General features: G+C 50.1%; 11 protein-coding genes and 5 tRNA genes. 1 reads left to right on the top strand and 15 read right to left on the bottom strand.

The window, feature by feature from the left end; genetic code table 11:
* Positions 1 to 34 precede the first annotated feature (34 nt).
* The 3 genes from GJ688_RS08230 to GJ688_RS08220 form a co-directional block, all read right to left on the bottom strand.
* Entirely contained in the window at positions 35 to 301 is a 267-nt protein-coding gene (locus GJ688_RS08230; RefSeq protein WP_155476062.1) for a hypothetical protein, read from the bottom strand.
* Between the two features lie 440 nt (positions 302 to 741).
* Positions 742 to 829 (bottom strand) — tRNA-Leu (locus GJ688_RS08225).
* Between the two features lie 22 nt (positions 830 to 851).
* Positions 852 to 926: transfer RNA gene (locus tag GJ688_RS08220), tRNA-Cys, on the bottom strand.
* A 90-nt stretch (positions 927 to 1016) separates the two neighbouring features.
* Here GJ688_RS08220 and GJ688_RS08215 point away from each other — a divergent pair.
* A complete protein-coding gene (locus GJ688_RS08215) occupies positions 1017 to 1256 on the top strand; it encodes a hypothetical protein (protein ID WP_155476061.1) in 240 nt (79 codons plus the stop codon).
* Between the two features lie 51 nt (positions 1257 to 1307).
* On the opposite strand, the gene GJ688_RS08210 is transcribed toward GJ688_RS08215, so the two are convergent.
* The 12 genes from GJ688_RS08210 to mutM form a co-directional block, all read right to left on the bottom strand.
* Positions 1308 to 1382, bottom strand: a tRNA-Gly gene (locus GJ688_RS08210).
* Positions 1383 to 1385: 3 nt separating this feature from the next.
* Positions 1386 to 1461: transfer RNA gene (locus GJ688_RS08205), tRNA-Phe, on the bottom strand.
* A gap of 3 nt (positions 1462 to 1464) precedes the next feature.
* Positions 1465 to 1541: transfer RNA gene (locus GJ688_RS08200), tRNA-Asp, on the bottom strand.
* Positions 1542 to 1641: 100 nt separating this feature from the next.
* Positions 1642 to 2478, bottom strand: a complete 837-nt coding sequence (speE, locus tag GJ688_RS08195; RefSeq protein ID WP_155476060.1) for a polyamine aminopropyltransferase — start codon at positions 2476 to 2478, stop codon at positions 1642 to 1644.
* Positions 2479 to 2621: 143 nt separating this feature from the next.
* A complete protein-coding gene (locus tag GJ688_RS08190) occupies positions 2622 to 3080 on the bottom strand; it encodes a pyruvoyl-dependent arginine decarboxylase (RefSeq protein WP_155476059.1) in 459 nt (152 codons plus the stop codon).
* Between the two features lie 161 nt (positions 3081 to 3241).
* Positions 3242 to 4447: a glycosyltransferase family 2 protein gene (locus GJ688_RS08185; protein WP_155476115.1), complete on the bottom strand. Its 1206-nt coding sequence runs from the start codon at positions 4445 to 4447 to the stop codon at positions 3242 to 3244.
* 405 nt (positions 4448 to 4852) lie between these two features.
* Complete coding sequence (locus tag GJ688_RS08180) at positions 4853 to 5542, bottom strand: DUF421 domain-containing protein (protein ID WP_155476058.1); 690 nt, start codon at positions 5540 to 5542, stop codon at positions 4853 to 4855.
* Positions 5543 to 5670: 128 nt separating this feature from the next.
* Positions 5671 to 6246 (bottom strand): lytic transglycosylase domain-containing protein, encoded by a 576-nt coding sequence (locus tag GJ688_RS08175; RefSeq protein WP_328597336.1) that lies wholly within the window; start codon positions 6244 to 6246, stop codon positions 5671 to 5673.
* A complete protein-coding gene (gene coaE, locus GJ688_RS08170) occupies positions 6236 to 6835 on the bottom strand; it encodes a dephospho-CoA kinase (protein WP_170291794.1) in 600 nt (199 codons plus the stop codon). Before coaE ends, GJ688_RS08175 begins: the two co-directional genes overlap by 11 nt.
* A gap of 65 nt (positions 6836 to 6900) precedes the next feature.
* Positions 6901 to 7569 (bottom strand): sporulation membrane protein YtaF, encoded by a 669-nt coding sequence (ytaF, locus tag GJ688_RS08165; RefSeq protein ID WP_170291793.1) that lies wholly within the window; start codon positions 7567 to 7569, stop codon positions 6901 to 6903.
* Positions 7570 to 7682: 113 nt separating this feature from the next.
* Positions 7683 to 9617: an ABC-F family ATP-binding cassette domain-containing protein gene (locus GJ688_RS08160; protein WP_155476055.1), complete on the bottom strand. Its 1935-nt coding sequence runs from the start codon at positions 9615 to 9617 to the stop codon at positions 7683 to 7685.
* A 120-nt stretch (positions 9618 to 9737) separates the two neighbouring features.
* On the bottom strand, positions 9738 to 10556 hold the full coding sequence (mutM, locus tag GJ688_RS08155) for a DNA-formamidopyrimidine glycosylase (RefSeq protein WP_155476054.1): 819 nt from the start codon (positions 10554 to 10556) through the stop codon (positions 9738 to 9740).

Here is a 10556-nt window from a genome sequence, read left to right as displayed (position 1 = left end):
AAAAAGGAGGTTCTTCGTCATCTTTTCGGTTATTTCAGCGAGAATCCATCAATACCCGGCTATCCCAATCGTTCTGAATGATCCCGTATTCCTCATCCGTCACTTGTTCTTCCGAAGTGATCAGCGCCTTTTCGTTAAAGATGGCGTTCGACGGCACCAATCCTTTTTGTTTTAGAATCCGGATTCGGCTGGCGATGCGCTCCCGAGCATCGGCCTCGGCAATATCCTTTTCAGCACCAATCCCTAAGAAGCCTTCCACTTCACCATTGGGCCACCGATATGCAACGCGGTAAACAAACATAAAAACACTCCTATCGATGTATATTCGATACGGAAGCTATGTTCGATCCTTCAACTTTCATTGGCCCTGTTTCAAACCACTTTTTTAGTATACCTCTGAGCAGGTGGATTCACAACTGGAATAAGTCTCTCCGCACTCTTCCTCAAGGGCCATTCGCAAATCTCCTTAAGTCTTGAAGAATGTGGATAAATACAAATAGGCCCAACAGATATTCTTGTTCAGCCGAAAAAACAAAAAAATCCCCCTGCAGGCGTTTCGGTCTCTCCTGCAGGGGAAACAGTGTAGGGACACAATTTATTATAGCGTCTACTTCTTTTATTTACCAGCGGGATAAAAACAATATTTTTGTCGAAATCTCTCGTTAGCAGTTAGATTCGAACGTAGAAAATTTCCCAGTAAACAAAAAAAACACACCTTATAGTGTGCTTTTATGTATGAAGTGGTGCCGGAGGCCGGACTCGAACCGGCACGGTCTTGCGGACCGAGGGATTTTAAGTCCCTTGCGTCTACCAATTCCGCCACTCCGGCGTATTTGTCGTGAAAAAGCGATTGGAGGCGGCACCCGGATTCGAACCGGGGAATAAAGGTTTTGCAGACCTTTGCCTTACCACTTGGCGATGCCGCCGTAGTATTTAAATTTTACCAGATTTAAGAAGCTGCCGTCAAGGGATTACTAAGATCGTCAATAGATATCTACGGGGAAGGAGTTGAGATAATGGCAGACATTTTTACCCATTTAGGGGACATCATCTTCACCGCCGACGTCCATAAGATTGGGGACATGATCGAGCGACTGAAAGACGGTGATGAACTGATTATCTCTCTGGAAGCGAACGACGCCCACCAGGCCGATAGCATTTTAGCCTTTCTCGACCGTAACGGCATGGATTATCATGCCGAAGGCAGTCACGACGGAAAAGAGTACCGGATTATCGCACGGCGAAAGCTTCATTGATCTCAAAAATAAACGCCACCTCGGATTTTCGTGGTGGCGACTTTGTTGTTATGGAGCGGGAAACGAGATTCGAACTCGCGACCCTCGCCTTGGCAAGGCGATGCTCTACCGCTGAGCTATTCCCGCAAGTGGTGCCTCGGGGCGGAATCGAACCACCGACACGAGGATTTTCAGTCCTCTGCTCTACCGACTGAGCTACCGAGGCATCTGGCGGAGCAGACGGGATTCGAACCCGCGATCTCCAGCGTGACAGGCTGGCATGTTAGGCCTCTACACCACTGCTCCGTGCCGACAAGGGATATTATAGCGAAGTTGTCCCCTGTCGTCAATTCTTTTTTACTGGTTGATTATTCCCTTAAGATCATTCCGCCTTAATCGTGAGGGCTTACTTAAGCAAGTCTTGAACGAACTTCGGCAGTGAGAATACAGCTTTGTGCAGAGCCGGAGTGTAGTACTTCGTATCCCGTTCCGGAATCGTGCTGACGTCGACAGCTTCCGGATCGTATACTTTCGAAGCGATCGTAAAGCTCCACAGACCGGAAGGATACGTGGGGATAGAAGCGAGATAAAGCTTCGTGATCGGGAAGATGCCCTTGATGTCTTTAAAGACGCGGGAGATCAACTCGGCGTTGACAAAAGGCGACTCCGTCTGGGCGACCATGATGCCATCCGGTTTTAAGGCACGGTAAACGGCTTTGTAGAAGTCTGCGGCGAAGAGGCCTTCCGCCGGTCCTACGGGCTCTGTCGAATCGACCATGATGACGTCGTATTCGCCTTCATTTTCTTCGATATGTTTGACGCCGTCAGCGACGAGTACTTCCACTTTGGGATGACCAAAGAGGGCCGAAGCAATCTCGGGAAGGTATTCCTTGGACGTTTCGATGACGCGGCCGTCAATCTCGCAGAGAACGGCTTTTTCTACCTTTTCATGCTTCACGGCTTCTCGGATCGCGCCGCCGTCGCCGCCGCCGATGATCATGACTTTTTTAGGATTGGGGTGAGTGTTCAGTGCTACATGGCTGATCATCTCATGGTAGACGAACTCATCTTTGATCGTCGTCATGACCATGTTGTCCAACACGAGCATACGTCCCCATTGAACCGTATCGATCATGGCCAGTTCTTGAAAGGGTGTCGTTTCTGTGTGTAATGTTTTGTTGATTTTGCAGCTGTAGCGCAGGTTGGGCGTTTGTTCTTCTGTGTAAAAGAACCCTGAAGACATCTTGCATTACTCCTTCTAGCGGTATCTTCTTATCAAAAAATAACTTCTTAATCATTAAGTTACGTTAGCTTTAGAGAGGTCTCCGAATGAAATCACCTGCCTGCATCTCACGCAGGCAGGTGTTTCAATGGACGATGCGAGATTTAGTACCAAAGGGGGGCAGCGGCGAAGGCGCAACCTATCTTTTCAACGGTATGTTCTACAGCGTTGACTTTGATTTCCTTCAGTTCCATACCGCGGACTTCGAACGCCTCTTGAACCATCTTCGTGATGCGGGCTTCGGCTTCTTCTTTCGAGAATTTGCCCGTCAGTTCCATGATCACACCAAAGCTGTCCGGCGACACGCCGACGGCGATGGCAGCAGCGATCGTTTCCCCGGGGATATCAGAGATGATGGAACCGTAAGCTGTGGGGACCAAAGCGCCGTAGGGAATCTTCATTCCCGGCGTGTACTCGCAATCGGGAGGCAGAATACTGCTGACCCGCACCAAGTTCACATTGCCGATGCCGGCTTTTAACAGGGCGTTATCGAACGCCGTAAGCTTACTTTTTCCCTCCGCAGCCGCAGCTGTCGTAAAGTATTTCTTCGGTACGGGAAGCATAATCGGCATACCTCCAGAGACTTATTTTATTATCGGTCAAAGACCGAATTTATTATACCAGAGACTCCGAAAAAATAAACAAAAATTTTGCATTAAAATGTAGGGAAGGGAGACTTTCGTCTCCCTTCCCTGTTCCAACATGGTTATGTCATGATTTTCCACTACTTAATGACCTCGTTGTAGGATAGTCCCCGTGTATGCACCGTATGGCTCCACTCGCGCTTATTGCGGTTCCAGAAACCGAGGAAGCAGATAGGAATCCAACTGTAGATGAAAACCGGGTATATGAGGACCCATTTATAGGAGCGGCGATCCACCTTATCGAGCATGAGAGCTACCAGAGGCAGCAACAGTTGGATATAAGAAAGGATCATCCACAATCGTTGGTCATAGACGGTACTGAATACCTGCGTATAGCTCGAAACAAAGGGTTCAATACTGCTGATGACCAGGAAAATGGTTACGATAATGACCAGTAAGGGCTGGAAGAGGTGCATAGCACCATCGATCATCGAGAAGTTGCCTGTCGTAAAACCTTTCCAGGCCATCTTCAAGAAATAGCGCATGAACATATCCACATGTCCCTGAGCCCAGCGCTTGCGCTGGTTCCAAGACTGTTTAAATGTCAAAGGCTTTTCATCATAGATGATGGCATCATGAGCCCAGGAGGTTTTGATGCCGTTCATCAGCGCTTTCATGGAGAACTCAAGGTCTTCTGTCAAGGAAGTGGCGCCCCAACCGTATTCTTTCAGCAGGTTCGTGGCAATACACATGCCCGTGCCGCCGAGCAGGTTGGAAAGTCCGAGATTATAACGAGCCAGTTGAAGAAGTCGATTCGTGTACCAGAAAGCGATGGAAAAGGTAGCTGTGACCCAGGTATCAAAGGGATTTTTCGAATCGATATAGCATTGGATAATTTGATGGCCTTCGACCATCTTTGTGTTCATTTCTGTCAGAAAGTTCGCTTTGACGAGGTTGTCCGCGTCAAAAATGCAGATGCCGTCGAAGTGGCGTTCCATCCGAAAAATCTTTTCAAACATCCATTCGAGGGCATAGCCCTTGCCTCGTTCTTGACGGTTGAACCGTTCGTACACTTGGGCTCCGGCTTCACGGGCGATATGGGCGGTCTTGTCGGTACAGTTGTCGGCAACAACGAAAATCTCATACAGTTCTCTTGGATAGTCAAGGTTCTTTAGGTTTTCGACGAGAGGACCGATGACGAACTCCTCATTATGAGCAGCGACGACAAGCGCGAAGGTTTTCTGAGGGGCCGCCGGGGGATTTTCCTTTTTTCGGTAGAAACCGAAAATGGCAAGAAATAAGTAGTAGAAGGTGCAGAAGATGATCATGAACTGAACAGGTATCATGAATATGTCGTATCTCTGTGGAAAAAGAGCCTCCAACAATTCCAAGGCTCAACTCTCTCCTTTCCCTATCCCTCCCGTTGGGGGTCAGGGCACATTTTTCTGTTTGGTAATTTTGGTCAATAGTGGAACCAAGAACTATCCTTGTGTATTGTACCGAAAAAAGCGGGGTATCGTCAATGCTCCTGTTAAAATCAGTTATTTTCTGAAGAAAAACTTTTCTCTGCAGTCCCTAGCTGGTATAACGTCAAGAGAGAATCAGCCCTTTACCGACTTATTCCAGCCGCAACCTATTGGATAGGTTCTTACGGTCGCTCCTAAGGCGATAAGGACTTATGTAATTCGCAGCCGGCTCCTTATAGCCGGCATGGCAGGGAACTGTGGTATGGATGAGTAAGTTTGATTCGGTTACTCCAGTTTTTTGCTGACAAAAAAGTTCCCTTTCGTGTCAATCGCCGCAAAAAAGACCTCATCCACCGCTCTGATTCCTTTTTTATCCATTTCTTTCAGCAGCCATTCTTCGTCCTGTTTGATCGCTCGAAGGTTTCGATAGTCTATTTGACCATCGAGAATCAGCGGTGCAGGCAACCCTTCGTACTCTGTGGGGATATGCAGGTCCTCCGGCGTCAGCGGACGTTTCTGTGACTTCGGGATGACACTCAGTTTCCCCGATGTCTCTAGAACGGCGAATTCAACATCATGAATGTTCGGTACATTCTTTTCCCGCAATTGGGCCATCAAATCGTTCAAGTTATACCGTGTTCTACGCATCTCCCCTTCCAATATCTTGCCGTTTTCTATGATGACCGTAGGGGAACCGTTGAGTAAATCTCTTGCTCTGGGTGATTTTAGAGCGATGTAAGAAAAAGTCACTTCAGCAAGTACCAGAATTCCGATGGGGATCAATCCGTGATGAAGGGGTATTTCGGGATCTTCCATAGGTATAGCTGCCAGTTCCGCGATCATGATCGCCACGACAAGGTCGACAGGCGAAAGCTTGCCGATTTCCCGCTTGCCCATGACACGCATGATCACGAGAACTGAAAGGTAGATCACGAAAACCCTACCGATAATGGTTAATACCTCTCGTAAGTCCATCTTCGTCCCCCGGCTTAACGATAATTAGCCAATGCAGTACTATTATGGCCTTACAATGGACTAATATGAACCTGTCCTTCAGTCTATTCACGGTTCTTTTGTAAAGAGCTCCCTAACGAAAAAGCCAGCTAATCGTAGAGTTCGTGATACATGTAATAATCATGCAAGACAGCCTTCACATACTCTCGGGTCTCAGGGAACGGTATGTCTTCCAGGGTATGTTCTTTGCCAGACCATCGTTGTTCCTTAATCCATTGCTGCACATTGCCTCGGCCGCCATTATAAGCGGCGATCATGATCGGAATATTACCGTTAAATTCCTCTTTAAGGCTGGCTAGGTACCAACAGCCGATACGAATGTTCGTTTCCGGTTCATACAGCTGTTCATCGCTGTAACCTGCCAGCGGAATCTGTTTGGACACCCATTGGGCCGTCTGGGGCATGATCTGCATGAGACCCTTGGCTCCTTTGGCACTTTCCGCCCAATAAAAGAATTTACTTTCTCGACGAATGATAGCTGTCACAAGGTAGGGATCGATCCGATATTCGGAGGAATATTTGAATATCAGTTGTTTATGGGGAACAGGATATAGTAATTTTTGCACCCAAGGGCTGAACCATATGAAGTTACCTGCCAGGCCCAAGACGAGGACGGTAGCGACGATTCGGCTGATCCATCGGGTGCGTGGGAAGTCAAGCCTCACCAGACGCCTCCTTCCAGTAGCGTTCTACTTTTTGCAACATTAGGTTTAAAGGTTCCTTCGCGTCTATGATTCTATGGGCCTTCTTTACCTTTTCGACCAGAGGCATTTGGGAGGATATGCGCGCTCTTGCTGCCGTCTCATCGAGCCTGTCCCGTTCCATCAAACGATGAAGCTGGGTGCCTTCATCAATAGCCACCACCCAGACTTCGTCTGTCATGCGATCCATGCCGGTCTCCAGCAGCAGCGGAACATCCCAGATCACCACCGTCTTTCCTTCACGGGCCAACTCTTCCGTTCTGCGGCGAAAGACCTCAAATACAAAAGGGTGAGTAATATCGTTCAGGCGTTGGCGAGCCGTTGGATCGGAAAAGACAATTCGCCCCAAGGCAACTCGATCGAGCGTACCATCCGGGCGAAATACATCTGGTCCAAAAATTCCTCGAATTTTTTTCCATGCTGGCTCTCCAGGCATGACGACTTGGCGAGCGACCACATCGGCATCGATGACTGCCGCCCCCAGCTTTCGCAAGTGATTGGCGACAGTCGTTTTTCCGCTGGCGATACCGCCCGTCAAACCGACAACTTTCACGGAGTTCTCTCCTTAAACATATTTATGTGAAACTCACAAAGAATAGTCGACTTTCAAGAGGTTATTTAGAAAAAGATTTTACCGATACCGAGGGATAACAAAACTAAACCTGAACCGTAGGCGATCCAAGTCCCCCCGGCCCACCGTGCTTGGAGATGACCAAAATAAACACCGGTGCTTACAAAGAGCAGTTGCGTCAATCCCACCACCAGAGGTGTAAACAAGGGCAGGCTGCCGACCATGGAAGCGCCGAGCCCAGCAGCCATGGCGTCCATATTCAAAGCGATACCCAGCAAAAGGGCTTCTCGTGGGACTAATTCGCCAGAGTGGTCCAAGTCAGCTCGAGTCGGTTCCCTCAGTACTTGGATCACGAGGCCAAAGGGTCGCAGCGTAATTGAAAGGATCTGCTCTGCTTCCAACTCCGATGCATTTTCCGTCACATCTTCTTGGGCGATCTGATGATTAGAACTGTCTTTCAGTGTGTTCAAAAGCTGAAAAAGACCCAGCATGATGAGGATAAGTCCGCCCAATTTGCCGGCCCATTCTCCGGGGATCAACGTAGTTAAACCATGCCCTGCCAATAGGGCCACAGCCATGGCAATGGTTGAACAAAGACAGATGACCAAAAGGGAAAATAAGGGGACACGAATCCGCTTGATTCCGTAGGCGATACCTGCTCCAAAACCATCCAAGCTTAAGGCGATCGCCAATCCTAACAACGACCAAACCGTCACGATTACTCCCTCCCGGGCTGACACCGTTTCCCCCATATACTATGGCGTCTTCCGGAAAAGGTACCGAGAGAGAGCATCAGACCTATGGCAGGTTAAATCCTTTCAGACTTTTACTAGAACGACTCCATCACAGTTTCCCACTCTGCATAAGCCTCAGTCAACTTGTTTTGAAGAGCCTCAAACTCTTCCTGTATCTTCCGGGCGTACTCACCGTCGCGGTATGTCTCCTCGGAGGCCAAGGCTTCCGTCAGTTCCTGTAACCTTGCTTCCAACTGGGAAATCCGGGCTTCCGCTTCTTTTAAGGCTTGTTCCCGTTTCCAAGGGTTTGAGATCTTCCGTTGGTGATCATTGTCCTTAACTACCTTTGAAGCGATCGAAGTTTGTTTCGCCTCTTCCAGTTTGCTCGTCGCTTCCTTAGCGGCCACTTCCAACTCTAGTTTTTTTGCCCGGTAATCGGAGTAATTTCCGAGATACTCCGTAAAACGGCCATCGGCCAATTCCAATACACGGTCGGCCAGACGGTCCAAGAAAAAGCGATCGTGGGATATCACCATCAGTGTCCCTGGGAAGTCGGCCAGAGCCTCTTCTAAAGCCTCCTTCGCGCCGATATCGAGGTTGTTCGTCGGTTCATCGAGAAGCAGCAAGTTCGCACCCGTCAAAAAAAGTTGGGCCAGTACGATGCGGCTTTTTTCACCGCCGCTCAACACACCGATAGGCTTGAAAACATCTTCTCCGCGAAAGAGAAACCGACCCAGCAGCGTTCGCGCCTGTTCCTCTGTCATGGGTCGCATGCTCCGGACGGCATCGAGTACCCTTTGGTCTGGGTTCAGGTGTTCCTGCTCCTGGGCGTAATAGGCCGGTTTCACCCGGACACCGAAAAGGACGTCTCCCTCAGCAGGCGGCAGTTCTCCTAAGAGAACTTTGAATAAAGATGTTTTGCCGACGCCGTTTTTGCCTAAAACAGCGATACACTCGCCCCGCCGGACCGTCAAGTCCAGGTTCGAGAAAAGGGGTCTGCCGGGGTATTCGGCTGCCAACTCGTGAGTCACCAGCACTTGTTCGGCGCTGGCCGTCTGCGGAATGAACTTCAAATCCTGCAGCCGCATGCTTTCCACCGGTTTGGCGATGCGCTCGCGCCGGGCCAACAACGTTTCCCGACCGCGAGCCTGCTTGGCGTTCACGCCGGCTTTGTTTCTCCGGATATACTCCTCAATCCGAGACACTTCCGCCTGGTCCTTGGTGAAAGCCCGTTTCTGAGCCAGCATCGCCTCTTCCCGGAGCTGCAGGAAGCGGCTGTAGTTGCCTGGGTAAACAGTAAGGCAGCCCATTTCGAGATGGAAAATCCGTCCACTGACCTTATCTAAAAAATACCGGTCGTGGGAGATGACCAAAACAGCCCCTCGGTAACTTTGAAGATAATCTTCCAGCCATTCCGTTGCAATGATGTCCAGATGGTTCGTCGGTTCGTCCAACATGAGCAGGTCATAAGGCCGCAAGAGTAGACGGGCCAGAGCCAGTCTCGTCTTCTGGCCACCAGAAAGCACCTCTGCCGACAGTTGGAAGTCGTCGTCGGTAAAGCCCAGGCCTTTTAAGACCGATCGTACCTTAGCCTCAGCGCCGTATCCGCCGCCTTCCTCATAGCGGTGGGTCAGGTCTGCATAAGCGCTCATTACCTTCTCTAAGGCGCTTTCATCGTTGAGCACATCAGGCCGCTCCATCTCTTTTTCCAAGCGAGCGATATCCGTGCGCATCGCCAGGATATCGGCGAGTTCCTCCAAGGCCGCCGTAAAGACCGTCTGTCCCGCTGGTGGTGTCCTCACCTGCTGCAAATAGCCGACTCGAACACCTTGGGTCCAGTTCAAAGTGCCTTCTGAGGGCTCTTCCGACCCAGTCAGTGCACGAAAGAGGCTGGTCTTCCCGGCCCCGTTGGGGCCAACCAGCCCGACCTTGTCTCCTTCATGAATAATAAACGACACATTCTCAAAAACCCGGCGTGAACCGTAATTGAGGGCCAGGTTTTTGCTTTGGATGATAATCCGGTTGCTCATCGTTATCTAAACATCCTTGCTAATAGAGGTCTTACCTCGGCGGCGCAATAGTCCTTTCGCCATATATTCCACCTTGATAAAGACAGAATCCTTAGCGAACGAAACCAACGCCCCGATTTCTTATATCTGGCACAAAGGACAAAAGTGGGTACTCCGTCCTCCCCGTTTTTCCCGCACCACCGCTGTCCCACAGCGCCGGCAAGGCTCCCCTTCTCGACCGTAGGCCCAAAGTTTTTCCTGAAACTCGCCTTTCTTTCCTTCCCCGTCTACATAATCCCGAAAGGATGTCCCTTTCGCGTCAATCCCTTCTTGCAAGACGGCCTGAACACTCTCATAGAGCCGTCTGCTCTCCTCATCATCCAGGGAATTTGCGTTGCGATCGGGATGAAGTCCAGACCGGGCCAGTGCCTCGTCGGCATAAATGTTGCCCAGCCCGGCGAGAAAACGTTGATCCAGCAAAAGCGGTTTCAGTTTTGTTTTTCGGGAGGCCAGGGCTTGGCAGAAGTGCTCATAGGAAATTTCCAGCGGTTCGGGGCCTAAGGCCGTTCTTCCCGGACAGTTTAGAGCGTTCGCCCTATCCATGATGGCCAGTGTGCCAAATTGACGCACATCGGTATAACGCAACAGGCTCTGATCGTCTAAGGCAAAGACGACATGCGTATGGGCCGGTTCTGGTGCGTCGCTTTGACAATGAACCAACCGGCCCGTCATACGCAAGTGGATGACCAGCGTCTCTTCTTGGTCCAAGTGTATGAGGAGATATTTCCCGCGACGGCCGAGTTCGACAATAGGCCGACCTGTGAGCGCATCGGCAAAGGGCCGGCCTGCCGGGGAAGTGACCATCTTCGGGAGCCGTACATCTACATGAACAATCGTCCGGTTGAGCACCCGGGAAGCCAAGGAACGCCGGACTGTTTCTACTTCCGGTAATTCGGGCAA

Origin of the sequence: Heliobacterium mobile, assembly GCF_009720735.1 — a bacterium.
In the GTDB taxonomy this organism is placed as follows: Bacteria; Bacillota; Desulfitobacteriia; order Heliobacteriales; family Heliobacteriaceae; genus Heliobacterium; species Heliobacterium mobile.
This window is presented reverse-complemented; position numbering and strand designations above follow the sequence as displayed.

What these genes read in the sequence shown, in the direction of transcription:
- GJ688_RS08230 (WP_155476062.1), bottom strand. Translation starts at nt 301, where the DNA reads ATGTTTGTTTACCGCGTTGCATATCGGTGGCCCAATGGTGAAGTGGAA.
- GJ688_RS08215 (WP_155476061.1), top strand. Translation starts at nt 1,017, where the DNA reads ATGGCAGACATTTTTACCCATTTAGGGGACATCATCTTCACCGCCGAC.
- speE (WP_155476060.1), bottom strand. Translation starts at nt 2,478, where the DNA reads ATGTCTTCAGGGTTCTTTTACACAGAAGAACAAACGCCCAACCTGCGC.
- GJ688_RS08190 (WP_155476059.1), bottom strand. Translation starts at nt 3,080, where the DNA reads ATGCTTCCCGTACCGAAGAAATACTTTACGACAGCTGCGGCTGCGGAG.
- GJ688_RS08185 (WP_155476115.1), bottom strand. Translation starts at nt 4,447, where the DNA reads ATGATACCTGTTCAGTTCATGATCATCTTCTGCACCTTCTACTACTTA.
- GJ688_RS08180 (WP_155476058.1), bottom strand. Translation starts at nt 5,542, where the DNA reads ATGGACTTACGAGAGGTATTAACCATTATCGGTAGGGTTTTCGTGATC.
- GJ688_RS08160 (WP_155476055.1), bottom strand. Translation starts at nt 9,617, where the DNA reads ATGAGCAACCGGATTATCATCCAAAGCAAAAACCTGGCCCTCAATTAC.